The sequence below is a fragment of the Burkholderia sp. AU32262 genome, assembly GCF_020419985.1.
GTDB classification, from domain to species: domain Bacteria; phylum Pseudomonadota; class Gammaproteobacteria; order Burkholderiales; family Burkholderiaceae; genus Burkholderia; species Burkholderia semiarida.
The window spans coordinates 309,127-334,359 of sequence record NZ_JAIZRS010000005.1; the positions used below are offsets into that span (position 1 = coordinate 309,127).

Genomic DNA, 25,233 nt, shown 5'->3' on the forward strand with positions numbered 1-25,233 from the left:
TGCTCCCCTTCCGTTACGCGCGGTCCGCGACACGTTCGCCCAGCAGGCCCGACGGACGGAACACCAGCACGATGATCAGCACGACGAAGGCGAACACGTCCTGGTAGTTGCTGCCGAACACGCCGCCCGTGAGGTTGCCGATGTAGCCGGCCCCGAGCTGCTCGATCAGGCCGAGCAGCACGCCGCCGACCATCGCGCCGCCGAGGTTGCCGATCCCGCCGAGCACCGCGGCCGTGAACGCCTTCATGCCGGGGATGAAGCCCATGTAGAAGTGCACGTTGCCGTATTCGGACGCGATCATCACGCCGGCCAGCGCGGCGAGCGCGGAGCCGATCATGAACGTGGCGGAGATCACGAAGTTCGGGTTCACGCCCATCAGGCTTGCCGTATTCGGGCTTTCGGCGATCGCGCGCATCGCGCGGCCGAGCTTGGTCTTGTGCACGAGCAGCAGCAGGCCGCCCATCACGATGAACGCCACCGCGATGATCACGATTTCGGTGACCGAGATCACGGCGCCGGGCGTCGTGTCGGTGGCCTTGATCACGTTGATCGGGTCGGTCGGCAGCAATTGCGGGAACGGCAGCGGGTTGCGCGACCAGATGATCATCGCGGCCGTCTGCAGCAGGATCGACACGCCGATCGCGGTGATCAGCGGGGCGAGGCGCGGCGCGCGGCGCAGCGGCCGGTACGCGACGCGCTCGATCGTGAAGCCGACGAACGCGCAGACGACCGCGGCGATGCCCAGGCCGATCGTCAGTGTCGCGACGTTGCCGAGTCCGGGAAAGTGGTTCTGCAGCACGGTGATGGCCGACAGCGCGACCATCGCGCCGATCATCAGCACGTCGCCGTGCGCGAAGTTGATGATGCCGAGAATGCCATACACCATCGTGTATCCCAACGCGATGATGGCGTACACACTGCCGAGCACCAGCCCGTTGAGAACCTGCTGGACGAAAATATCCATTTAAAGCTCCTTGGCCCGTGCTGCCGGAGGACGTTGCGCCCCGCGGGTAAGCGAGGAATCGCGCCTTCTCGGCGGCACTGCGGGTACTAGTCGATACCGGTAAGGGTGGATCGTCCCGGCGCGCGCCGCCCGGCCTGTACGGCCGGACCTGCCGCCGGAGCGGATACAAAAACGGCACCGCACTGTTCCGGTGCCGTCATGAGTCCCGTCGCTAAATCGTCACGACGTCGAGGACGGTGTTCGTGGCCTCCTTGAAGTCGTGGGGCAGCATGCCGAGACGGCCGTCATCCGGTTTCCCGGCATCCGTGCCTTGGCCCGTCCAGTGCCATGCAAGCATCGCGCCAGGACGGATCGGATTCCGCGCCGCGTCGCCCGGGAAGGCGTTGCGACAGGCGCGCCCGACTTTCGTCAGGACTGCATCGGAATCCATCGTACGAACCAGGCTGCGCGCCGCGACACGGTCGGTCGCGGCAGCGCGCTGTTTCGTCGAATCGAATTGAAGGGGAGACAATGGCTTCGGCACGCTACCGGCAACGCCGCGATCGTCCGCCATCCGTGGACCCGCCACTTGCCGCGCTACAACCTGCATGCCCGCTGCCGGCCCGATCGCCAGGCCATGCGTGTTGATTTCCTCGATCGTCAAACGTGCCCCGTTTTCCTTGTCCCTGCCCAGTTGCGCGATACGGCGCGCCGATGGCGCCGCAGGTCCGGTTCCGGCGACGCGCACGCCGGTGGCCGCCGGTGCCGCGTACACCGCAGCCTCCCTGGCCGCCCCGCCGTCGCTCTTTTTGCTGCAGCCGGCAAACATTGCAACCGGTGCGGCGACGGACACGGCGTAAGCCAACTTCACATGCATCGAATGGTCTCCCGCGCCTTGCCAAAACCCGTTTCAAAGCCATTCCGGCTTGAAAACGGGCGCATTGTAACTCCATTTATAGGACGCCAATAATCCTGATTCGATGGGGTTTTCCTGCATTGCAACCAATTTTGAGACACGATTGGGCGCGCCCGGAGCAACCGGGTTGCACCATGCTTGGGAATAACGGTTGCGATGTGAATTTCGAGGCACAAAAAAAGCGCGCCGACGGGCGCGCTTCGGTATTCCGCAGGGTGCGATGCGGCAATCAGGCCGCGGGCGGCAGGTTCAACCCGCGCGGCAGCGGAAACGACACGTTTTCCTCGATGCCCTCGAGTGCGCGGACGTTGCGCACGCCGAGCTCGCGCAGCCGCGCGATCACGGCCTGGGCGAGCACTTCGGGCGCCGACGCGCCGGCCGTCACGCCGATGCGGCGCTTGCCGGCAACCCATGCCGGATCGATCTGATCCGGCGCATCGACCATGTACGCGGCCACCCCGCGCTTTTCGGCCACTTCGCGCAGCCGGCTCGAGTTCGAGCTGTTCGGACTGCCGACCACGATCACGACGTCGCACTGCGGCGCCATGAACTTCACCGCATCCTGCCGGTTCTGCGTCGCGTAGCAGATGTCCTGCTTCTTCGGCTCGCGGATCTTCGGATACTTCGCCTTCAGCGCGCCGATGATCTCGGCCGCGTCGTCGACGGACAGCGTCGTCTGCGTGACGAGCGCGATGCGCTCGGGATCGGCGAGCTCGAGCTTCTGCACGTCCTCGACGCTTTCGACGAGATGCATGCCCCGCTCGACCTGGCCCATCGTGCCTTCGACCTCGGGATGGCCCTTGTGCCCGATCATGACGATGTCGACGCCGTCCTGGCGCATCTTCGCCACTTCGACGTGCACCTTCGTGACGAGCGGGCAGGTTGCGTCGTAAATGCGCAACCCGCGCACGTCCGCCTCGTCGCGGACGGCTTTCGACACGCCGTGCGCACTGAAGATCACGGTGTTGCCGGCCGGCACTTCCTCGAGCTCCTCGACGAAGATCGCGCCCTTCTTCTTCAGATCCTCGACCACGTACTTGTTGTGGACGATTTCGTGACGCACGTAGATCGGCGCACCGTGCATCGCGATGGCGCGCTCGACGATCTCGATCGCGCGGTCGACGCCCGCGCAGAAACCGCGCGGCTGGGCCAGCAGGATTTCGGCGTCGGCGGCGACGGTCTGCGCGGACAGCGTATCGGTGGTACTCATGATTACAGGATTCCGATGATTTTCACTTCGAACGTGAGCGCCTGGCCCGCGAGCGGATGATTGAAGTCGAACAGCGCCGAGGTCTCGCTGACTTCCTTCAGCACCCCCGCGTAGCGGCCGCCATCCGGTGCGTTGAACTCGATGAGCTCGCCCGGCGTGAAATCGTCGCCGACCATCCCGTTCTCGCGCAGCGTCGACAGCGTCACGCGCTGAAGCATGTCGGGATTGCGGGGGCCGAACCCCTGATCGGGCGCTAGCTGAAAAGTCGAGTGGTCGCCGACCCTGAGCCCGAGCAGAATCTGTTCCAGCGACGGCGCCAGTTGCCCCGCGCCCAGCAACAGCGTGGCCGGCTTGTCCGAGAAGGTGTTGACGATGTCGGCGCCGTCGGCCAGTGCCAGCCGGTAATGCAACGTGACGTGGGAACCGGGCTTCACTTCGGATAGATCGATGAGGCTCATGAATTACTCGTTCGGTCGGCGCCCGCTACGGCCGAATGGCCCGGCGCAAAGCCAATATTGTAAGTCACCTGAGCGTGCAAGGCGGAAAGTGCGACGACGTCGCGCACGCCGCCCGCCGCCAATGGAGTTCAGACCATGCTGTCACCCCGCCTCATCCTGCCGTCGGCCGAATGCCGCGACACCACCGATGCACCGGCCGATCCGCCCGCCCGCGTCATCCCGATCAACCGGCGCAGGCGCCGGCCGGGCGACTGGCGGCCGGAGCGGCCGCGCGAGCGGCTGCTGGAGCGCGGGCCGGCCGCGCTGACCGACGACGAACTGATCGCGCTGCTGCTCGGCACCGGCAAGCCCGGTCACGACGTATTCGTCATCGCCCGCGATCTGATCAAGCAGTACAAGTCGCTGCGCGGATTGCTCGAAGCGGGCGCCGACGATTTCGAGGCGCACCCCGGCATCGGCCCCGCGCGCTCCGCGCGGCTGGTCGCGGTCACCGAGATCGCCCGGCGCATGCTGGAGGAGAAGGCACGGGACGGCATGCAGATCGATTCGCCCGGCGCCGTCGAGGATTGCCTGCGAATGAAGATCGGCACGCTCCCGCACGAAGTATTCGTCGCGGTCTATCTGGACGCCCGCAACCGCATGATCGACATGGAGGAACTCGCGCGCGGCTCGCTCACGCGGATGGCCGTCTATCCGCGCGAGATCGTGCGCCGCGCGATGCAACAGAACGCCGCGGCGCTGATCGTCGCGCACAACCATCCGTCGGGCGCGGTGCAGCCGAGCGCGGAAGACCGCCGCCTGACGCGCGTGCTGAAAGACGCGCTCGAGCTCGTCGACGTGCGGCTGCTCGATCACGTCGTCGTCGGCGTCAGCGATACTTTCTCGTTCGCGCGGGCCGGTTGGCTGTAGACTGTGGCGCGGCAGCCCGTCCCAGGGCGCCGCAACGGCGAAGCGAAATTAGGTTTGATTTTTCTGAACTTTTTCTGCTAGAATCGCCGTCTGTCTTTTTTCCAACCAGTTCTAGCCATCGAAGGGCCTTGTCTGTAAGGGCTACGGCGTTCTGAGTGCAGCCATGGATCACGTGGCGGTGCGATGGAACCTTCACCGGCGATCGAACCCCGAATTTAGCGTATTAGGAGTGCTCTCATGGCACGCGTATGCCAAGTAACTGGGAAAGCGCCGATGAGCGGCAACAACGTTTCCCACGCCAACAACAAGACGAAGCGCCGCTTCCTGCCGAACCTGCAAAACCGCCGGTTCTGGGTGGAGAGCGAAAACCGCTGGGTGCGTCTGCGCGTCTCGAACGCCGGCCTGCGCCTGATCGACAAGAACGGCATCGATTCCGTGCTCGCTGACCTGCGCGCACGCGGCGAAGCCTAAGCCCAAGGAGCACAATCATGGCAAAAGGCGCCCGCGACAAGATCAAGCTCGAGTCGACCGCTGGTACGGGTCACTTCTACACGACCACGAAGAACAAGCGCAACATGCCGGAAAAGATGGCGATCAAGAAGTTCGATCCCGTCGTCCGCAAGCATGTGGAATACAAAGAAACCAAGATCAAGTAATCTCCGGTTTCTGCCAGCTTGACGGTGACCGAAAAGCCCCGCACATGCGGGGCTTTTTGTTTTGCGCACGCGCGGGCCCCCGACGCGGTATGCTCTCCCCTTTCCGCGGCGACAGCCGACGGAACGCAAGATCAAAAAGCGTAACGATGGAGATGCAGCATGAAATTCGACGTGGCGATCGTCGGCAGCGGCCTGGCAGGGCTGTCGGTCGCACTCAATCTGGCCAGCACGCGACGTGTCGCGCTGATCGCGAAACGTTCGATGATGGAGGGGGCGAGCGATAACGCGCAGGGCGGCATCGCGGCGGTCCTCGACTCGGCGGACAGCATCGAGAACCACGTCGACGACACGCTGGTCGCCGGCGGCGGCCTGTGCGACGAAGGCGCGACGCGCTACATCGTCGAGCACGGCCGCGAAGCGATCGAATGGCTGATCTCGCAAGGCGTGCCGTTCACGAAGGACGACGCGGCCGAACTCGGCTTTCACCTGACGCGCGAAGGCGGTCACAGCCACCGCCGGATCATCCATGCGGCCGATGCGACCGGCCATGCGGTGCTCGCGACACTGTCGGAGCGGGCGCGCCGGCATCCGAACATCACGTTCCTCGAAAACCACCACGCGATCGACCTGATCACGTCGGACCGGCTCGGGCTGCCCGGCCGCCGCTGTCACGGCCTGTATGCGCTCGACGTCGACAACGACCGCACGATCACGATCGAGGCGCCGCACACGGTGCTCGCCACCGGTGGCGCGGGCAAGGTCTACCTGTACACGACGAACCCCGATACCGCGACCGGCGACGGCATCGCGATGGCATGGCGTGCCGGCTGCCGCGTGTCGAACATGGAATTCATCCAGTTCCACCCCACCTGCCTGTTCCATCCGTACGCGAAATCGTTCCTGATTTCGGAAGCCGTGCGCGGCGAAGGCGGCCTGCTGAAGCTGCCCGACGGTACGCGCTTCATGCCCTCGCACGATCCACGCGCCGAACTCGCGCCGCGCGACATCGTCGCACGCGCGATCGACTTCGAGATCAAGAAGCGCGGGATCGACTGCGTGTATCTCGACATCAGCCATCAGCCGGAAGCATTCCTGCGCGAGCACTTCCCGACGATCCATGCGCGCTGCCTCGAATTCGGCATCGACATCGCGAAACAGCCGATCCCCGTCGTGCCGGCCGCGCACTATACGTGCGGCGGCGTCGTCACCGATCTCGCGGGCCGCACCGATCTCGCCGGCCTGTATGCGGTCGGCGAAACGTCGTACACGGGGCTGCACGGCGCGAACCGGCTCGCGAGCAACTCGCTGCTCGAATGTCTCGTGATCGGCCGCGCGGCAGCCGGGGCGATCGAGGCCGCCGGCTTCGACGCCGACACGCCGGCCGCGCTGCCCGCCTGGGACGAAAGCCGCGTGTCGGACGCGGACGAGGAAGTCGTCGTGGCGCACAACTGGGACGAACTGCGCCGCCTGATGTGGAACTACGTCGGCATCGTGCGCACCGACAAGCGTCTCGAACGCGCGAAGCACCGGCTGTCGCTGCTGCGCGACGAAATCCACGAGTACTACGCGAACTTCCGCGTGACGCGCGATCTGCTCGAACTGCGCAACCTCGTCGACGTGGCAACGCTGATCGTGAAGAGCGCGTACTCGCGCCGCGAAAGCCGCGGGCTGCACTACAGCCGCGACTGGCCGCATACGCTGCCGAAGGCGCTGCCGAGCGTGCTCACGCCGCGCTCGCGCCGCTGAGCGGCGCGCCGCCCTTCCCGGCTGCGGCCGCACAAGAAAAAGGCCGTTGGCGTTTGCGCGCCAACGGCCTTTTTGTCCGATCGGACGCGAATCGGTCAGTCGACGATCCGCATCGAATAGTCCGTCGCCCGCACGTCCTTCGTCAGCGCGCCGATCGAGATGCGATCGACGCCCGTCTCCGCGAACGTGCGCACCGCATCGAAATTGACGCCGCCGGACACTTCGAGCACGGCCTTGCCGGCCGCGACGCGTACCGCTTCGCGCATCATGTCCAGCGTGAAGTTGTCGAGCAGCACCGATTGCGCGCCATGCGCGAGTGCCGCGTCGAGCTGCGCAAGCGTCTCGACTTCGATCTGCACCGGCACGCCCGATTCGAGCGCGAACGCCGCATCGAGGGCTTCACCGACGCCGCCTGCCGCCGCGATGTGGTTCTCCTTGATCAGGATGCCGTCGTACAGCGCGAGACGCTGGTTCTCGCCGCCGCCCACCCGGACCGCGTACTTCTGCGCGAGCCGCAGCCCCGGCAGCGTCTTGCGCGTATCGAGGATCTTCGCGCGCGTACCTTCGACACGATCGACGTAACGGCGCGTCGCCGTCGCGACGCCCGACAGCAGCTGCAGGAAGTTCAGCCCGTTGCGCTCGGCCGTCAGCAACGCGCGCGCCGGCCCCTCGAGTTCGCACACGGCCGAATCGGGCATCATCCGGTCGCCTTCGCGATAGCGCCATTGCACGACGATCGACGGATCGATCCGCGCGATCACGGCCTCGAACCACGGCACGCCGCACAACACGGCTTCCTCGCGCACGATGATCCGCGCACGGCGGCGCTCGCCGGCCGGCACGAGCCGCCCGGTCTGGTCGCCGGCACCGACGTCCTCGGCGATCGCGTCGGCCACGTTGCGCGCGATCGCTTCGTCGAATGCCGCCCCGTATTGGGCGCGGACGGCGTCGAACAGCGGGGAGACGGCGTTGCTCATGCGGCCCCCACGTTCGCGAACAGCTGCTGGTCGCGCTGCAGGTCGCCGCTCGCCTGCACGCGCTTCTTGTGCGCGGCCGCGAATTCGAGCATCCGGTCGATCGGCAAGCGCGCGCGTTCGCCGATCGCGGGATCGACGAAGATCTCGTTGTGACCGCGCTCGAGCACGTCGGCGAGGTTCGCGAGGCCGTTCATCGCCATCCACGGGCAGTGCGCGCAGCTCTTGCAGGTCGCGCTGTTGCCGGCCGTCGGCGCGGCGATGAAAGTCTTGCCGGGCGCGGCAAGCTGCATCTTGTGCAGGATGCCGAGGTCGGTCGCGACGATGAAGCGCTTCGCGTCGAACTTGACGGCCGCGTCGATCAGCTGCGTGGTCGAGCCGACGACGTCGGCCTGCGCGACGACGTTTTCCGGCGATTCCGGATGCACGAGCACCTTCGCGTCCGGATATTCGGCGCGCAGCAGGTCGAGCTCGATGCCCTTGAACTCGTCGTGGACGAGGCACGAGCCCTGCCACAGCAGCATGTCGGCGCCGGTTTTCTTCTGGATATAGCTGCCGAGATGGCGGTCCGGCGCCCAGATGATCTTTTCGCCGCGCGCGTGCAGGTCGGCCACGATCTCGAGGCCGATCGACGACGTGACCATCCAGTCCGCGCGCGCCTTCACGGCCGCGCTGGTGTTCGCGTAGACGACCACGGTACGGTCCGGATGCGCATCGCAGAATGCCGAGAATTCGTCGACCGGGCAGCCGAGGTCGAGCGAACAGGTCGCGTCGAGATCGGGCATCAGGATTCGCTTGTTCGGGCTCAGGATCTTCGCGGTCTCGCCCATGAAGCGCACGCCGGCGACGACCAGCGTCTGCGCGTCGTGATCGCGGCCGAAGCGAGCCATTTCGAGCGAATCCGCCACGCAGCCGCCCGTTTCGTCGGCCAGTTCCTGCAGTTCGGCATCCACGTAGTAGTGGGCGACGAGCACGGCCTTTTCACGGGCGAGCAACGCCTTGATGCGCGCCTTCAGCGCAGCGCGCTCCTCGGCGGACGGCGCATCGGGCACCTTGGCCCATGCTTGCCCGACGCTACAGACGGTGCCTGCCGACACCGGCCGGTCGTACTCGACGGATTTGATCGTCGATTGCATCTCCATATCTCCTGTCGGCCCAAGTTAGCGCTTTAGCGCTTACTTGGGCCCCATGCTACGCGGTCGGCCCAAGTTGGCGCTTTAGCGCATACCTGGGCCCCATGCTTCGCGGTCGGTGTGAGCGGTTTTTCGGCCCTGACGCGGCGCCCAAACTTCACACCAATTCCGGCGCCTGGGCCATCCTGCAAAAACGAGCCGCCCAAATGAAAAAACCCCGCCAACGCGGGGTTTGTGACGTCCTGAGATTCTAATCGATTTCGAATCAGGCGTAGCGGCGCAGGCGCGTCGCGAATTCCTGCAGCGCCTTGATGCCGCTTTGTTCTGCGCGATGGCACCAATCCTGTAATTGCGCGAGAAGCTGTTCGCGCGACGCGGTCGAACGGTCCCAGATCGCGGCGAGATCCTGGCGCAGCTGGAAGTACGTATGCAGCTTCTGGCTGTTCGCGAAGATTTCCGGCAGCAGCTTCTTCTGCGGCTCGTCGAGGCCGTCGGCGTCCTTGTGGAACCACTTGCGCGCGCTGCGCATCAACTGGTACTTCTCGCTCGAACCGAGTTCCTTCAGGTGCGCGAGCTCCTGGCGGTAGGCACGCTTGACGGCCTTGCCGTAGCGAGCCATCACTTCGTAGCGGTTCGACAGCACGGCCTGCAGCGTTTCCTGGTCGAGCACCGTCTTAGGCTTGTTCAGACGCGGCGTGGGCGCGACCTTCTTCACCTTCGCGAGACCGAATGCCGACATGATGCGGATGTACATCCAGCCGATGTCGAACTCGTACCACTTGTTCGACAGCTTCGCCGACGTCGCGAACGTATGGTGGTTGTTGTGCAGTTCCTCGCCGCCGATCACGATGCCCCACGGGAACAGGTTCGTGCTCGCGTCGGCCGAGTTGAAGTTGCGATAGCCCCAGAAGTGACCGAAGCCGTTGACGACGCCCGCCGCCCAGAACGGAATCCACACCATCTGCACGGCCCACACGGTCAGGCCGAGCACGCCGAACAGCGCGACGTCGATGACCATCATCAGGCTCACGCCGAGAATCGGGTACTTCGAGTAGACGTTGCGTTCGATCCAGTCGTTCGGCGTGCCGCGGCTGAACTTGCGCATCGTCTCTTCGTTCTTCGCTTCCGCGCGATACAGCTCGGCACCCTCGAGGAACACCTTCCAGATGCCGCGCGTCTGCGGGCTGTGCGGATCTTCCTCGGTCTCGCACTTCGCGTGGTGCTTGCGGTGAATCGCGGCCCACTGGCCGGTCAGCATGCCGGTGGTCATCCACAGCCACAGGCGGAAGAAGTGGCTCGCGATCGGATGCAGCTCCAGCGCGCGGTGCGCCTGGCAGCGGTGCAGGTAGACCGTCACGCCGATGATCGTGACGTGCGTGACGGCGAGCGCGAACAACGCGACCTGCCACCACGAAAAATGCAGGAGCCCGTGGGAAAGAAAATCGAGCAGGGAATTCAACAAGGCAGTTACCTGTGATGAGAGCGACGCCCGTTGGCGTCAGAAGAATGAAAGCATACCGCGTGTAGACCAGAATTTTACTTCAACCGTTCCAAGTCTTTGTAAAAAATGAACATTTTCTTGCCCTCACGCAATCCGCGCGGTCCATGGGCGGACTGGGAAAGGTCTGCGATCCGGTTTCGACCGCGAAATCGGTACGATTGACCGGCCGCGAGCGCTATGCCGCCGGCGCGCGCGCGTCCAGCGCACCGTTGGCGGCAGCCGGATCGCGCCCGGCCGCCGCGCCGGCCGCGGGAAAACCGTCCGGCAGCCCGACCACGCGCACTTCGCGCTGCGGAAAAGGAATGGAAATGCCGTGCTCGCCGAACAGCCGCCAGATGTTGCGGTTCACGCTCGAGCGCACGCCCGACGTGCCTTTCGCCGCATCCTCGATCCAGAAGCCCAGCTCCAGGTCGATCCCGTCCGCGCCGAAACTCGCGAGGTACGGCGTCGGCGCCGGCTCGGCCAGCACGCGCGGCACGTCCTTCGCGGCTTCGGCGAGCAATGCGAGTGCCTGCTCGACGTCGCTCGTGTAGGCGACCTGCACCGCGACCTTCGCGTAGCCGCGCGTCAGGTACGACGACTGGTTCTGCACGACGTCGGTGATCAGCTTCTCGTTCGGGATCAGCGTCTCGTTGCCGTCGAGGCCGCGCACGACCGTGTAGCGCGTGCGGATCTGCGTGACGACGCCCTGCAGCCCGCCGACGCTGATCGCATCGCCGAGCCGCAGCGAGCGGTCGAGCAGGATGATGAAGCCCGACACGTAGTTGCTCGCGATCTTCTGCAGCCCGAACCCGAGGCCGACGCCCACCGCGCCGCCGAACACGCCGAGCACCGTCACGTCGATGCCGACGAGCGACAACCCGATCAGGATCGCCGCGAACACGAGCAGCGCGCGGCCGACCCGCGACAGCACGACCTTCAGGTTCGCGTCGAGCGTGCTCGCGCGCGACAGGCGATCCTCGAGCACCGAGCCGAGCCACATCGCGACCATCAGCGTCACGCACACCCACAGCGCGCCCGAGATCACCGACAGCAGCGTGAGGTGCGCGGTCGCGACCCGGAACTGCACGCTGTCGAGCCAGCCGAGCACGTCGCGCTGGATGCCGAGCACGGTCATCACCATCGCGGCCCACACGACGGTCGACACGATCTTCTCGACGACCGACAGCCACGCGTGCGTGTGGCCGTCGCGCGCGAACACGCGCCGCGCGAAGAAGAACAGCACGTAGATCAGCCCGATGCCGAACAGCGGCACGAGCGCGAGCGACAGCAGCGACGTCGACATGAACGGCTCGAACGCGAGCTGCGCGCCGCCGACGAACACGCCGCCGAACAACGGAAACAACGCACGCTTCAGGCTTTGCGCGCCCGCGCCCGGCGCGCGTCCGGCTGCCCGGCGCCGCGCATCGATCCGAGCGTGCACGAAGCGCGCGGCCACCCACGCGAGACACAGCGCACCGACGAGAATCGCCGCCTGCCAGATCATCACCGGCTGGTGGAAATCGCGAATCACCGATGCCAGCCGGCGCGACAGCAGGCGGCTCTGCAGACTCTCCATCGTCCGTCCGGCCAGCCGTTACTGCGCGGCGCGGCGTTCGAGCACCGCGGCGAAGAAGCCGTCCGTCGCGTGACGGTGCGGCCACAGCGACAGGTAGTCGCCCGTCTCGAGTTCGACGCGCTGGTCGGCCAGCACCTTCTGCGCCGGCACCAGCACGAACTCGGGATGATCGGCGAGGAACTGTTCGACGATGCGCTCGTTCTCGGCATCGAGCACGCTGCAGGTCGCGTAGACGAGCCGGCCGCCCTTCTTCACGAGGCGCGCGGCGCTCGCGAGGATCGACGCCTGCTTCGGCGTCAGCTCGTCGATCGCGGTGCGCGTCTGGCGCCACTTCAGGTCGGGATTGCGGCGCAGCGTGCCGAGGCCGCTGCACGGCGCGTCGACCAGCACGCGGTCGATCTTGCCGGCGAGCCGCTTGATCTTCGCGTCGTGCTCGCTGTCGATCAGCACCGGGTTGACGTTCGACAGCCCGCTGCGCGCGAGGCGCGGCTTCAGCTTCGCGAGGCGCTTCTCCGACACGTCGAACGCATAGAGGCGCCCCGTCGAGCGCATCATCGCACCGAGCGCGAGCGTCTTGCCGCCCGCGCCCGCGCAGAAATCAACGACCATTTCGCCGCGCCGCGGCGCGACCAGCGAGCACAGCAGCTGGCTGCCTTCGTCCTGCACCTCGATCGCGCCTTCCTCGAACAGCTTCAGGCGCGTCAGCGCCGGCTTGCCGACCACGCGCACGCCGAACGGCGCGAACGGCGTCGCGCCCGCATCGATGCCGCTCGCGCGCAGCGCGTCGATCACCTGGTCGCGGGTCGCCTTCTGCGCGTTGGCACGCAGGTCGAGCGGCGCCGGGTAGTTCAGCGCGGCGGCGAGCTGCGCGAGCTCCTCGGCGTCGAAACGGGCCGACAGCGCCTGGTGAATCCAGTCGGGCAGGTTCGTGCGGATGCGCACCGGCAGGCTCGCCGGATCGATCTTCGACACGTGTTCGAGCCATGCCGACTCGGTGTCGGACAGGAACGGCTTCAGCGCATTGCGACCGACCGTCTGCATCAGGCCCAGCAGCGTGAGGCGCCGCGCGGGCGTGCCGGTGCCGCTCTCGGCCAGATGCGAAAACTCCATCTTCCGGCGCAGCACCGCGAACACGGCCTCGGCGATCACGCCGCGCTCCGCATGCCCGAGCTTCGGGTGCGCACGGAAGAACCGGCTCGTCGTCGCGTCGGCGGGGCCGGCGAATTTCAGCACCTCGGCCAGCAAAGTCTCGGTCTGGCCGATCAGGAATCCGTGCAGCTTCATACGCCCTCACTCGTTTCGGTATGCGGTTGATCCGCGAAAATCCAGCGCGCCTCGTCGGGCGCCACCACTGCGCGGCCGTTCTCGAGGCGCAGCCGCCCCTCGACGAACCAGCGCACCGCACGCGGATACAGCACATGCTCGACCGCCAGCACACGCCGCGCGAGCGCGGCCGCGTCGTCGCCGGCGCGCACGGGCACCGCGCCCTGCGCGACGATCGCGCCGCTGTCGAGCTCCGGAATGACGAAATGCACGCTCGCGCCATGCAGCGCGACGCCGGCGTCGAGCGCCTGCTGGTGCGTGTGGATGCCCTTGAAGCTCGGCAGCAGCGACGGATGGATGTTGAGCAGCCGGCCTTCGTATCGTCTGACGAATGCGGGCGTCAGGATGCGCATGAAGCCGGCGAGGACGACGAGATCGGGCGAGAAACGGTCGATCTCGGCGGCGAGCGCCGCGTCGAAGCTGTCGCGGCCGTCGAACGACCGGTGGTCGACCACCGCCGTCGCCGCCCCGTGCGACGCGGCAAAAGCCAGTCCGGCCGCATCGGGCCGGTTGGCGATCACGGCGGCAATCTCGGCCGGCCAGCGTTCCTGCGCGCACGCGCGGACGATGGCCTCCATGTTGCTGCCGCGACCGGAAATCAGGATCACGAGTTTTTTCATCCGCCAATTTTACCATTCGCCCTCGCGTTTCCCGCCTTCTCGGCCGTCGGCCCGCCCGAACGTTTATAATCTTCTGCTTTGCGGCATTCCACCGCTCATTCCCCGACGCTGCATCCGCTATCGTGAAAGTCTTCCGCGGCCTGCCCAACGCCGAGAGCCGCGCCCCGTGCGCGCTGACGATCGGCAACTTCGACGGTGTCCATCGCGGCCACCAGGCCCTGCTCGCGCGCGTGCGCGCGGCGGCGGACGCGCGCGGCCTGCCCGTGTGCGTGATGACGTTCGAGCCGCACCCGCGCGAATTCTTCAATCCGGCCGGCGCGCCGCCGCGCATCGCGATGCTGCGCGACAAGCTCGAGGCGCTGCGCGAGCACGGTGTCGACCGCGTCGTCGTCGAGCACTTCAACCACACGTTCGCGAGCCAGTCGCCGCAGGCGTTCGTCGAGCGCACGCTGGTGAACGGCCTGCACACGCGCTGGATGATGGTCGGCGACGATTTCTGCTACGGCGCGAAGCGCGCGGGCACCTTCGACACGCTGAAGGCGGCCGGCGAGCAGCACGGCTTCGAGGTCGAGCAGATGGGCACGGTGGCCGGCAGCGACGGCACGCGCATTTCCAGCTCCGGCGTGCGCGCGTCGCTCGCCGCGGGCGATCTCGACGCGGCCGCACAGGCGCTCGGCCACGGCTATGCGATCAGCGGCCACGTCGCGCACGGGCTGAAGCTCGGCCGCGATCTCGGCTTCCCGACGCTGAACCTGCCGATCGCGCACAAGCGGCCGGCGCTCGCGGGCATCTTCGTCGTGCAGGTGCACGGCCTCGGCCCCGAGCCGCTGCCGGGCGTCGCGAGCCTCGGGCTGCGTCCGACCGTCGACGATTCGGGCCGCGTGCTGCTCGAAGTCCACCTGCTCGACTGGCACGGCGACGCGTACGGCAAGCTGATCCGTGTGGAATTCCTGAAGAAGCTGCGCGACGAGGCGAAGTTCGACGATCTCGAGGCGCTGTCGCGCGCGATCGCGCTGGACGTCGCGAACGCGCGCGCGTACTTCGTCGAGCGCGACCGTGCGCCGGGCAGCCGGGCGACGGGCTTCGCGACGTCGGCCACCGACCGAATTAGCTGATCCGGACGGCGGCGCCCTGGCGCCGCACCCTCGCGCGCCTGCTCGCGCGCCTACCCGATTCACGACGCCCGAGCGTCCCCCGATTTAGATAGCGATCCCATCATGAGCAACAAGAAAGCCGATTCGAAACCGCAGGCGAAGTATCCGGTCAACCTGCTCGACACGCCGTTCCCGATGCGCGGCGACCTGCCCAAGCGCGAGCCGCAGTGGGTCAAGGAGTGGGAAGAGCGCGGCATCTACGACAAGATCCGCGCGGCCAGCAAGGGCCGGCCGAAGTTCATCCTGCACGACGGCCCGCCGTATGCGAACGGCGACATCCACCTCGGCCACGCGGTCAACAAGATCCTGAAGGACATCGTCGTCAAGTCGCGCAACATGGCCGGCTTCGACGCGCCGTACGTGCCGGGCTGGGATTGCCACGGGATGCCGATCGAAATCCAGATCGAGAAGCAGTTCGGCAAGTCGCTGCCGGCGGCCGAAGTGATGAGCAAGGCGCGCGCGTACGCGACCGAGCAGATCGAGAAGCAGAAGGTCGGCTTCAAGCGCCTGGGCGTGCTCGGCGACTGGGCCAACCCGTACAAGACGATGAACTTCGTGAACGAGGCGGAAGAGATCCGCGCGCTCGGCAAGATCATCGAGAAGGGCTACGTGTATCGCGGGCTGAAGCCGGTGAACTGGTGCTTCGACTGCGGCTCGGCGCTCGCGGAAGCGGAGGTCGAGTACAAGGACCGCACCGACCCGACGATCGACGTGATGTTCGCGTTCGCGGAGCCGGAAAAGACCGCGCACGCGTTCGGCCTGCCGGCGCTGCCGCGCGCCGAAGGCGGCGTCGTGATCTGGACCACCACGCCGTGGACGATTCCCGCCAACCAGGCGCTGAACCTCCACCCGGAAATCGTCTACGCGCTGGTCGACACCGAGCGCGGGCTGCTGATCATCGCGCAGGAGCGCGTCGAAGCCTGCATGGCCGACTTCAAGCTGACCGGCCGCGTCGTCGCGACCGCCCCCGGCGTGAAGCTCGCGAACCTGCGCTTCCACCACCCGCTCGCGTCGGCCCACCCCGGCTACCAGCGCACCGCGCCCGTCTACCTCGGCGACTACGTGACGACCGATACGGGTACGGGCGTCGTGCACTCGTCGCCCGCGTACGGCATCGAGGACTTCCAGTCGTGCAAGGCGCACGGGATGACCGATTCCGACATCATCAACCCGGTGATGGGCGACGGCCGCTACATCGAGTCGCTGCCGCTGTTCGGCGGCCTGTCGATCTGGGACGCGAACCCGAAGATCGTCGACGCGCTGAACGCGGCCGGCTCGCTGCTGCGCAGCGAGAAGTACACGCACAGCTACATGCACTGCTGGCGCCACAAGACGCCGATCATCTACCGCGCGACGTCGCAATGGTTCGCCGGCATGGACGTGGCGCCGCGCGACGGCGGCAAGACGCTGCGCGAGACGGCGCTCGAAGGCGTCGACGCGACCGCGTTCTACCCGTCGTGGGGCAAGCAGCGCCTGTTCAGCATGATCGCGAACCGTCCCGACTGGACGCTGTCGCGCCAGCGCCAGTGGGGCGTGCCGATGGCGTTCTTCGTGCACAAGGAAACCGGCGAGCTGCACCCGCGCACGCTCGAGCTGCTCGAGGAAGTCGCGAAGCGCGTCGAGCAGTCGGGCATCGAAGCATGGCAATCGCTCGACCCGCGCGAGCTGATCGGCGACGACGCGAACCTGTACGAAAAGAACCGCGACACGCTCGACGTGTGGTTCGACTCGGGCACGACGCACTGGCACGTGCTGCGCGGCTCGCACAAGGATCAGCTGCAGTTCCCGGCCGACCTGTACCTCGAAGGCTCCGACCAGCACCGCGGCTGGTTCCACTCGTCGCTGCTCACGGCATCGATGCTCGACGGCCGCGCGCCGTACAAGGGCCTGCTCACGCACGGCTTCACGGTCGACGGCGAAGGCCGCAAGATGAGCAAGTCGCTCGGCAACGGCATCGACCCGCATGAAGTCGCGAACCGCCTCGGCGCGGAAATCATCCGCCTGTGGATCGCGTCGACCGACTACTCGGGCGAGCTCGCGATCTCCGAGGAAATCCTGAAGCGCGTGACGGAAGGCTATCGCCGCATCCGCAACACGCTGCGCTTCCTGCTCGCGAACCTGTCGGATTTCGACTTCGCGCAGCACGCGGTGCCGGTCGACGAATGGCTCGAGATCGACCGCTACGCGGTCGCGTTCTCGCAGCAACTGCAGACGGAACTGCTCGGCCACTACGAGAAGTACGAGTTCCACCCGGTCGTCGCGAAGCTGCAGACGTACTGCTCGGAGGATCTCGGCGGCTTCTACCTCGACGTGCTGAAAGATCGCCTGTACACGAGCGCCGCCGATTCGCGCGCGCGCCGTTCCGCGCAAACGGCGCTGTACCACCTGACGCAAGGCCTGCTGCGCGTGCTCGCGCCGTTCCTGTCGTTCACGGCGGAAGAAGCGTGGAAGGTGTTCCAACCGGCGAGCGACACGATCTTCACGGAGACCTACTATGCGTATCCGGAAGTCGCCGGCGCGGCCGCGCTGATCGAGAAGTGGGCGCTGCTGCGCGACGTGCGCGGCAACGTGACGAAGGCGCTCGAGGAAGCGCGCACCGCGAACCGCATCGGTTCGTCGCTGCAGGCCGAAGTGGCCGTGCATGCGAGCGGCGCGCGCTACGACGCGCTGACGAGCCTCGGCGACGATCTGAAGTTCGTGCTGATCACGTCGGCCGCGACGGTCGTCAAGGTCGACGACGACGCGCAGGAAAGCGTCGACGTGGCCGCGTCGAAGTACCAGAAGTGCGAACGCTGCTGGCACTACCGCGAAGATGTCGGCGCGCACGCCGATCATCCGACGCTGTGCGGCCGCTGCTTCTCGAACCTGTTTGAAAACGGCGAAATCCGGAGCGCTGCATAAATATGGCGAAGACCCTGTCGAAACCGGCCAGCGGCGCGCTCGCGCCCTGGCTCGGCATTTCGCTGATCGTGATCCTGTTCGACCAGTTGTCGAAGATCGCGATCCTGAAAACGTTCGCGTACGGCGCGCAGCATGCGCTGACGTCGTTCTTCAATCTCGTGCTGGTGTACAACCGCGGCGCCGCGTTCGGCTTCCTGTCGGCCGCGAGCGGCTGGCAGCGCTGGGCGTTCACCGCGCTCGGCATCGGTGCGACGCTCGTGATCTGCTTCCTGCTGCGCCGTCACGGCCAGCAACGCCTGTTCAGCCTGTCGCTCGCGCTGATCCTCGGCGGCGCGCTCGGCAACGTGATCGACCGGCTCGTCTACGGTCACGTGATCGACTTCCTCGATTTCCATCTCGGCGCGTGGCACTTCCCGGCGTTCAACCTCGCCGATTCCGCGATCACGGTGGGCGCGGTGCTGCTGGTCTACGACGAGCTGCGGCGCGTGCGCGGCTCGCGCTGAGCGCGCATACTCCGTGTCGACGGCCGGCTTCGCGCCGGCCGTTCCGTTTGACCCCAGGAGGCCTGAGTTGGCACACGCAGAACTCGCAGGAAAACACCTCGTTCTCGGCCTGACGGGCGGCATCGCCTGCTACAAGATCGCCGAACTCACGCGGCTGCTCGTGAAGGCCGGTGCGACCGTGCAGGTCGCGATGACCGACGCCGCCACCCAGTTCATCACACCCGTCACGATGCAGGCGCTGTCGGGGCGGCCCGTCTATACGAGCCAGTGGGACGCGCGCATCGACAACAACATGGCGCACATCGACCTGTCGCGCGAAGCCGACGCGATCGTGATCGCGCCCGCGTCGACGGATTTCCTCGCGAAGCTCGCGCACGGGTTCGCCGACGACCTGCTGTCGACGCTGTGCGTCGCACGCGACTGCCCGCTGCTCGTCGTGCCCGCGATGAACCGCCAGATGTGGCAGAACCCGGCCACGCAACGCAACGCCGCGCAACTGCGCGCGGACGGCGTATCGGTGCTCGGCCCGGACTCGGGCGCGCAGGCATGCGGCGAAGTCGGCGACGGCCGCATGCTCGAACCCGAGGCGATCTATGAAGCGATCGTCGCGCACTTCGCGCCGAAAGTGCTCGCGCACCGGCGCGTGCTGATCACGGCCGGGCCGACGTTCGAGCCGCTCGACCCGGTCCGCGGCCTGACGAACCGCTCCAGCGGCAAGATGGGCTTCGCGCTCGCGCGCGCCGCGCAGCAGGCGGGCGCCGACGTGCATCTCGTCGCCGGGCCGGTCGCGCTCGACACGCCGTGGGGCGTGACCCGCCAGGACGTGCAGACCGCGCAGCAAATGTACGACGCGGTGATGCAGGCGGTCGCCGATGCCGACATCTTCATCGCGGTGGCGGCGGTCGCCGACTGGCGCGTCGACCAGCCGGCCGAGCACAAGATGAAGAAGACGGCCGACCGCAAGATGCCGGCGCTCGCGTTCGTCGAGAACCCCGACATCCTCGCGTCGGTCGCCGCGCTGCCCGATGCGCCGTTCTGCGTCGGCTTCGCGGCCGAAAGCGGCGACCTCGACGTGCACGGCGACGAGAAGCGCAAGCGCAAGAACGTGCCGCTGCTCGTCGGCAACCTCGGCCCGCTGACGTTCGGCCGCGACGACAACGAAGTCGTGCTGTTCGAGGCCGCCGGCCTCACGCGCCTGCCGCGCGCGCCCAAGGACGAACTCGCGCATGCGCTCGTCGCGGAAATCGCGAAGCGCCTGCCCGACAATCGCCTGATCTGATCCCCGCGCGGCGGCACTGGCCGCCGCGCCCTTCCCGACCGATTCGACGACCGCATGAAACTCGACCTGAAGATTCTCGACGCGCGCATGCGCGACTACCTGCCCGCCTACGCGACCACCGGCAGCGCCGGCCTCGACCTGCGCGCGTGCCTCGACGCCCCGGTCACGCTGAAGCCGGGCGAAACCACGCTCGTGCCGACGGGCCTCGCGATCCACCTCGCCGATCCCGGCTATGCGGCGCTGATCCTGCCGCGCTCGGGCCTCGGCCACAAGCACGGGATCGTGCTCGGCAATCTCGTCGGCCTGATCGACTCCGACTATCAGGGTCAGTTGATGGTCTCGACGTGGAACCGCGGCCAGACCGAATTCGTGCCGAACCCGTTCGAACGGCTCGCGCAGCTCGTGATCGTGCCGGTCGTGCAGGCGCAGTTCAACATCGTCCACGAATTCGCCGAGAGCGATCGCGGCGAAGGCGGCTTCGGCAGCACCGGCCGCCACTGAGCCACGCAGCACGAAAAACGGGGCCGCGCGGTCAGCGCGCGTGTTGATGCCGGTAATGCAGCGCGTAAGCCAGCGTCAGCAGCACGACGAATACGATGCCGACCACCATCGTCATCCGGAATTCGCGTGTGAAAGCGGTCGTCAGCAGGATCGCCGCGACGAGCGCCGCGCCGAGCAGGCTGCCGAACGGGTGCCCCCACATCCGGAACGCGAGCGTAGGGCCCCGATACTTCGAACGGAAGCGCAGGTGCGTGACGAAGATCATCAGCCACGTGAACAGCGCGCCGAACATCGCGATCGCCATCATCACCGTGAACGCGGTGTCGGGCGCCAGCGCAACCAGCACGGCGGCCACCGCGACGCCGCTCGTCGAGATCCATAGCGCGGCGCGCGGCACGCCGTTCGCGCCCAGCCGGCCGAATACCGCCGGCGCGAGGCGCGCGCGCGACAGGCTGAACATCATCCGCGTCGTCACGTAGAGCTGGCTGTTCATCGCCGACAGCGCCGCGATCAGCAGCACGAAGTTGATCACGCCCGCCGCATACGGCACGTGCGTCGCGGCCATCACCTTCACGAACGGGCTTTCGTCGGTGCCGGCCTGCGTCCACGGCACGATCGCCAGCATCAGCGACAGCGTCAGCAGGTAGAACAGCACGAGCCGGAACACGGTCGAGCGGAAGGCGCGCGTGACCGCGTGCTGCGGATCGCGCGCCTCGCCGGCCGCGATCGCGACCGCTTCGATGCTCATGTAGCTGAAAATCGCGACGATCACCGCGACCCAGGTACCCCAAGGCCCCTTCGGCATGAAGCCGCCATGCGCGGTGTAGTTCGCGAAACCGACGCCCGATGCGGCCGGCGCCGACCACACGAGAAACGCGCCGAGCACGATGAACACGACGATCGCCGCGATCTTCAGCAACGAGAACGCGTATTCGACCGTCCCGTACAGCGTGACGCTCGCGAGGTTCACCGCGATCAGCAGCGCGGAGAAGCCGATCACCCAGTACCAGCCGGGCACGGCCGGGAACCAGTACTTCATGAACACGGCGATCGCGCTGATCTCGGTGCCGATCGCGAACACGACCGCGAACCAGTACGCATAGCGCACCAGGAAGCCCGCGAGCGGGCCGACGTAATGCTCGGCATACGCGCCGAACGAGCCGGCCGTCGGATGCGCGACGGTCATTTCCGCGAGCGCGCCCATCAGCAGCAGCGCGATCAGCGCGCCGATCGCATAGGAAACCAGCACGCTCGGGCCGGCGAGCCCGATCGCGAACCCGCTGCCGAGGAACAGCCCCGTGCCGATCGCGCCGCCGATCGCGATCATCGCCATCTGCCCCGACGTCAGCGCGTGGCGCAACCCTTGTTCGCGCGCGACGATATCGTCGAACGACCGTTGTTGTTGTGTCACTGCGTTACCACTCCCCTGCACCACCATCGCGCCGCCGGCGCCGGATAAAACGAAACGGCGCGGAGAACTTCCCGCGCCGTTCGCATGAACAACGAATGATCGCTTACTCGACTTCGACCGTCTCTTCGTTCGGCTTGTGCGGCGGATTCGCCAGCTTGTCGAACGACAACTGCACCTTGTCGCTTTCGTCGACGTCGACCGTCACGTGACCGCCGTTGACGAGCTTGCCGAACAGCAGTTCGTCGGCCAGCGCGCGCCGGATCGTGTCCTGGATCAGCCGCTGCATCGGCCGCGCGCCCATCAGCGGGTCGAAGCCGTGCTTCGCGAGATGCTTGCGCAACGCGTCGGTGAAGAGCGCGTCGACCTTCTTCTCGTGCAGCTGTTCCTCGAGCTGGATCAGGAACTTGTCGACCACACGCATGATGATTTCCTCATCGAGCGAGCGGAAGCTGATGATCGCATCCAGGCGGTTGCGGAACTCCGGCGTGAACAGGCGCTTGATGTCGGTCATCTCGTCGCCCGTTTCGCGACGCGTCGTGAAACCGATCGTCGCCTTCTGCATCGACTCGGCGCCCGCGTTCGTCGTCATGATGATGATGACGTTGCGGAAATCCGCCTTGCGGCCGTTGTTGTCCGTCAGCGTGCCGTGGTCCATCACCTGCAGCAGCACGTTGAAGATGTCCGGATGGGCCTTCTCGATTTCGTCGAGCAGCAGCACGCAATGCGGCTTCTTCGTGACGGCTTCGGTCAGCAGGCCGCCCTGGTCGAACCCGACGTAGCCCGGCGGCGCGCCGATCAGCCGGCTCACCGCGTGACGCTCCATGTATTCCGACATGTCGAAGCGGATCAGCTCGATGCCGAGCGTGAACGCGAGCTGGCGCGCCACTTCGGTCTTGCCGACGCCCGTCGGGCCGGAGAACAGGAACGCGCCGATCGGCTTGTCCATCTTGCCGAGGCCCGCGCGCGCCATCTTGATCGAGGCCGCGAGCGCATCGATCGCCGGATCCTGGCCGAACACGACGCTCTTCAAGTCGCGATCGAGCGTCTGCAGCTTGCTGCGATCGTCCTGCGACACGCTCTGCGCCGGCACGCGCGCGATCTTCGAGATGATTTCCTCGATCTCGCCCTTGCCGATCGTCTTCTTCTGCTTCGACTTCGGCAGGATCCGCTGCGCGGCGCCCGCCTCGTCGATCACGTCGATCGCCTTGTCCGGCAGGTGACGGTCGGTGATGAAGCGTGCCGACAGCTCGGCCGCGGCCGACAGCGCACCCGACGAGTACTTGACGCCGTGATGCTCCTCGAAGCGCGACTTCAGCCCGCGCAGGATCGCGACCGTCTGCTCGACGCTCGGCTCCGTCACGTCGACCTTCTGGAAGCGCCGCGACAGCGCCGCATCCTTCTCGAAGATGCCGCGGTACTCGGTGAACGTCGTCGCGCCGATGCACTTGAGCGTGCCCGAAGACAACGCCGGCTTCAGCAGGTTCGATGCATCGAGCGTGCCGCCCGACGCGGCGCCCGCGCCGATCAGCGTATGGATTTCGTCGATGAAGAGGATCGCGTGCGGCCGCTCCTTCAACTCCTTCAGCACCGTCTTCAGACGCTGCTCGAAATCGCCGCGATACTTGGTGCCCGCGAGCAGCGCGCCCATGTCGAGCGAATATACCTGCGCGTTCGCGAGGATGTCCGGCACTTCGCCGCGGGTGATCCGATACGCGAGCCCTTCGGCGATCGCGGTCTTGCCGACGCCGGCTTCGCCGACGAGCAGCGGGTTGTTCTTGCGGCGACGGCACAGCACCTGCACGACGCGCTCGACCTCCGGCTCGCGGCCGATCAGCGGATCGATGCGGCCGTCCTTCGCCATCTGGTTCAGGTTCTGCGTGAACTGCGCGAGCGGCGTTTCCTTCTGCGCGTTCGCGTCCTCGCTTTCCGCGTTCGCGTCGGTCGACTTCGCGGCTTCGCCGCTGTTCGTCTTCGCGATACCGTGCGAAATGAAGTTCACCACGTCGAGACGCGTGACGCCCTGCTGCTGCAGGTAATAGACGGCGTGCGAATCCTTCTCGCCGAAGATCGCGACCAGCACGTTCGCGCCGGTGACTTCCTTCTTGCCGTTCGACGTCGACTGGACGTGCATGATCGCGCGCTGGATCACGCGCTGGAACCCGAGCGTCGGCTGGGTATCGACATCGTCGGTGCCCGGGACGGTAGGTGTGTTGTCGTGGATGAAATTGCGCAGGTTCTGACGCAAGTCCTCGATGTTGGCCGCACATGCGCGCAACACCTCGGCTGCCGTCGGATTATCCAGCAGGGCCAGCAGCAGGTGCTCGACCGTAATGAACTCATGGCGCGCCTGGCGTGCTTCCATGAACGCCATGTGCAGGCTGACTTCCAATTCCTGGGCAATCATGCTTCCTCCATCACGCACTGCAGCGGATGCCCTGCCTGCCGCGCATGGGTAACGACTTGCTCAACCTTGGTCGACGCGATGTCCCGCGTATAGACCCCACAAACCCCTCGCCCTTCGCGATGGACCTTCAGCATGATCTGCGTGGCCGTCTCGCGATCCTTCTTGAAATACTCCTGGACCACCATCACGACGAATTCCATCGGCGTGAAGTCGTCGTTCAGCAGCACCACCTTGTACATCGAAGGCGGCTTCAGCTTCTGCTGCTTGCGTTCCAGGACGGTACTGTCCTGCTTGTCCGGGATAATCGCCATACACCCATTCTAAACAACTCGGACAGGCCCGCAATCCTGCCATTACCCGACCGACCGGCCGGCGCCCTCCCCGGTATCCCGGAACACGCGATCGCCCTCGCGCCATACGAAAGCCGGCTGCGGTGCCGGCTTTCACGCATGGCGCGGAACACGAACCGTCAGGGGGAGTCGCACCGGAACGTCGTGTCCGCATCCAGTATCCCACAAGCCGGGACGACTCGAACGCGTGTCACTCGAGCCTGGTATATGAGCCGATTATGCGGCTTTTCAAGCCCCCGCGCTTGGCCACATGCTGCAAAGCAAAGCCGGAAAAACCCTGAAAATGGGTTCTTTACAACGACCCTCCAACCGTCTAAAAATTCCACTTGACACTCCAATAAAGAGCGCCAACAATCAAGCTGGCACTTTTTTCAATTCGTCTGACGGCGAAATGAAAGAGGCCGAAGGTGAGCTTGTGAGGGGGGAACGGCTGTATTTTCCGGTCGTTTAGCTTTTCGAGCGTGCTCGTGGTAAGTAGCAGCGACTGTGTGACAGGGGAAGTAGGAAAATGGCAACTGGTATCGTTAAGTGGTTCAACGACGCGAAGGGCTTCGGTTTCATCACTCCCGACGAGGGCGGTGAAGATCTGTTTGCGCACTTCTCGGCCATCAACATGCAGGGTTTCAAGACCCTCAAGGAAGGCCAGAAGGTAAGCTTCGAGGTCGTCCAAGGCCCGAAGGGCAAGCAGGCTTCGAATATCCAGGCTGCCTGAAGGCAACGGATTTCGGATGAAGAAACCCGGCATATGCCGGGTTTCTTTTTTTGTGGCGCATCTTTCAAAGC

General features: G+C 66.1%; 23 protein-coding genes. 10 read left to right on the plus strand and 13 right to left on the minus strand.

Going from position 1 to position 25,233, the window contains the following annotated elements:
- Positions 1–13 precede the first annotated feature (13 nt).
- From LGN10_RS08430 to LGN10_RS08445, 4 genes are all read right to left on the minus strand, one after another.
- On the minus strand, positions 14–964 hold the full coding sequence (locus tag LGN10_RS08430; protein ID WP_006478051.1) for a branched-chain amino acid ABC transporter permease: 951 nt from the start codon (positions 962–964) through the stop codon (positions 14–16).
- Between the two features lie 211 nt (positions 965–1,175).
- A complete protein-coding gene (locus LGN10_RS08435) occupies positions 1,176–1,820 on the minus strand; it encodes an amino acid-binding protein (RefSeq protein WP_226222763.1) in 645 nt (214 codons plus the stop codon).
- A 268-nt stretch (positions 1,821–2,088) separates the two neighbouring features.
- Positions 2,089–3,069 carry a 4-hydroxy-3-methylbut-2-enyl diphosphate reductase gene (gene ispH, locus LGN10_RS08440; protein WP_059576830.1) on the minus strand — a complete coding sequence of 327 codons (981 nt, stop codon included), beginning with the start codon at positions 3,067–3,069 and terminating at the stop codon, positions 2,089–2,091.
- 2 nt (positions 3,070–3,071) lie between these two features.
- Positions 3,072–3,527, minus strand: coding sequence for an FKBP-type peptidyl-prolyl cis-trans isomerase (locus LGN10_RS08445; RefSeq protein WP_006488950.1), 456 nt, complete (start codon positions 3,525–3,527; stop codon positions 3,072–3,074).
- A gap of 135 nt (positions 3,528–3,662) precedes the next feature.
- Here LGN10_RS08445 and radC point away from each other — a divergent pair, with 135 nt between their 5' ends.
- The 4 genes from radC to nadB all read left to right on the plus strand — a co-directional run bounded on the left by radC (position 3,663) and on the right by nadB (position 6,838).
- On the plus strand, positions 3,663–4,436 hold the full coding sequence (gene radC, locus LGN10_RS08450; protein ID WP_059646221.1) for a RadC family protein: 774 nt from the start codon (positions 3,663–3,665) through the stop codon (positions 4,434–4,436).
- A gap of 237 nt (positions 4,437–4,673) precedes the next feature.
- On the plus strand, positions 4,674–4,907 hold the full coding sequence (rpmB, locus tag LGN10_RS08455; protein WP_004186391.1) for a 50S ribosomal protein L28: 234 nt from the start codon (positions 4,674–4,676) through the stop codon (positions 4,905–4,907).
- Between the two features lie 17 nt (positions 4,908–4,924).
- A complete protein-coding gene (gene rpmG / locus LGN10_RS08460) occupies positions 4,925–5,092 on the plus strand; it encodes a 50S ribosomal protein L33 (RefSeq protein WP_006478046.1) in 168 nt (55 codons plus the stop codon).
- A 159-nt stretch (positions 5,093–5,251) separates the two neighbouring features.
- Positions 5,252–6,838, plus strand: coding sequence for an L-aspartate oxidase (gene nadB / locus LGN10_RS08465; protein ID WP_124861212.1), 1,587 nt, complete (start codon positions 5,252–5,254; stop codon positions 6,836–6,838).
- Between the two features lie 95 nt (positions 6,839–6,933).
- Here nadB and nadC read toward each other — a convergent pair whose 3' ends face one another.
- From nadC to purN, 6 genes are all read right to left on the minus strand, one after another.
- Complete coding sequence (gene nadC / locus LGN10_RS08470) at positions 6,934–7,815, minus strand: carboxylating nicotinate-nucleotide diphosphorylase (protein ID WP_226222765.1); 882 nt, start codon at positions 7,813–7,815, stop codon at positions 6,934–6,936.
- Positions 7,812–8,948 carry a quinolinate synthase NadA gene (gene nadA, locus LGN10_RS08475; RefSeq protein WP_060966978.1) on the minus strand — a complete coding sequence of 379 codons (1,137 nt, stop codon included), beginning with the start codon at positions 8,946–8,948 and terminating at the stop codon, positions 7,812–7,814. Before nadA ends, nadC begins: the two co-directional genes overlap by 4 nt.
- Positions 8,949–9,210: 262 nt before the next feature.
- Entirely contained in the window at positions 9,211–10,407 is a 1,197-nt protein-coding gene (locus LGN10_RS08480) for an acyl-CoA desaturase (protein WP_226222767.1), read from the minus strand.
- A 214-nt stretch (positions 10,408–10,621) separates the two neighbouring features.
- On the minus strand, positions 10,622–12,004 hold the full coding sequence (locus tag LGN10_RS08485) for a mechanosensitive ion channel family protein (RefSeq protein ID WP_124861210.1): 1,383 nt from the start codon (positions 12,002–12,004) through the stop codon (positions 10,622–10,624).
- A gap of 18 nt (positions 12,005–12,022) precedes the next feature.
- On the minus strand, positions 12,023–13,288 hold the full coding sequence (locus LGN10_RS08490; RefSeq protein WP_059646213.1) for an RsmB/NOP family class I SAM-dependent RNA methyltransferase: 1,266 nt from the start codon (positions 13,286–13,288) through the stop codon (positions 12,023–12,025).
- Positions 13,285–13,947, minus strand: a complete 663-nt coding sequence (gene purN, locus LGN10_RS08495; RefSeq protein ID WP_059646210.1) for a phosphoribosylglycinamide formyltransferase — start codon at positions 13,945–13,947, stop codon at positions 13,285–13,287. The genes LGN10_RS08490 and purN overlap by 4 nt, the downstream gene beginning before the upstream one ends.
- Positions 13,948–14,069: 122 nt before the next feature.
- On the opposite strand from purN, the gene LGN10_RS08500 reads away from it, so the two are divergent.
- The 5 genes from LGN10_RS08500 (at position 14,070) to dut (ending at position 20,285) form a co-directional block, all read left to right on the plus strand.
- The gene (locus tag LGN10_RS08500) at positions 14,070–15,062 is read left to right on the plus strand and encodes a bifunctional riboflavin kinase/FAD synthetase (RefSeq protein WP_059576853.1); all 993 of its coding nucleotides are present in this window, start codon (positions 14,070–14,072) and stop codon (positions 15,060–15,062) included.
- 102 nt (positions 15,063–15,164) lie between these two features.
- A complete protein-coding gene (gene ileS, locus LGN10_RS08505) occupies positions 15,165–18,002 on the plus strand; it encodes an isoleucine--tRNA ligase (RefSeq protein WP_226222769.1) in 2,838 nt (945 codons plus the stop codon).
- Positions 18,003–18,004: 2 nt separating this feature from the next.
- Positions 18,005–18,505, plus strand: a complete 501-nt coding sequence (gene lspA / locus LGN10_RS08510) for a signal peptidase II (protein ID WP_099316742.1) — start codon at positions 18,005–18,007, stop codon at positions 18,503–18,505.
- Between the two features lie 67 nt (positions 18,506–18,572).
- Positions 18,573–19,784 carry a bifunctional phosphopantothenoylcysteine decarboxylase/phosphopantothenate--cysteine ligase CoaBC gene (gene coaBC / locus LGN10_RS08515; RefSeq protein WP_059576862.1) on the plus strand — a complete coding sequence of 404 codons (1,212 nt, stop codon included), beginning with the start codon at positions 18,573–18,575 and terminating at the stop codon, positions 19,782–19,784.
- A 54-nt stretch (positions 19,785–19,838) separates the two neighbouring features.
- Positions 19,839–20,285, plus strand: coding sequence for a dUTP diphosphatase (gene dut, locus LGN10_RS08520; protein ID WP_226222771.1), 447 nt, complete (start codon positions 19,839–19,841; stop codon positions 20,283–20,285).
- 31 nt (positions 20,286–20,316) lie between these two features.
- On the opposite strand, the gene LGN10_RS08525 is transcribed toward dut, so the two are convergent.
- The 3 genes from LGN10_RS08525 to clpS form a co-directional block, all read right to left on the minus strand.
- Complete coding sequence (locus LGN10_RS08525) at positions 20,317–21,696, minus strand: amino acid permease (RefSeq protein WP_226222772.1); 1,380 nt, start codon at positions 21,694–21,696, stop codon at positions 20,317–20,319.
- 103 nt (positions 21,697–21,799) lie between these two features.
- Positions 21,800–24,100, minus strand: a complete 2,301-nt coding sequence (gene clpA / locus LGN10_RS08530; protein WP_059576869.1) for an ATP-dependent Clp protease ATP-binding subunit ClpA — start codon at positions 24,098–24,100, stop codon at positions 21,800–21,802.
- Complete coding sequence (clpS, locus tag LGN10_RS08535) at positions 24,097–24,411, minus strand: ATP-dependent Clp protease adapter ClpS (RefSeq protein WP_006398529.1); 315 nt, start codon at positions 24,409–24,411, stop codon at positions 24,097–24,099. Before clpS ends, clpA begins: the two co-directional genes overlap by 4 nt.
- Before the next feature lie 547 nt (positions 24,412–24,958).
- Between clpS and LGN10_RS08540 the strand changes: the two genes are divergently transcribed.
- Entirely contained in the window at positions 24,959–25,162 is a 204-nt protein-coding gene (locus LGN10_RS08540; protein ID WP_004196460.1) for a cold-shock protein, read from the plus strand.
- The last annotated feature ends 71 nt before the right edge of the window (positions 25,163–25,233 follow it).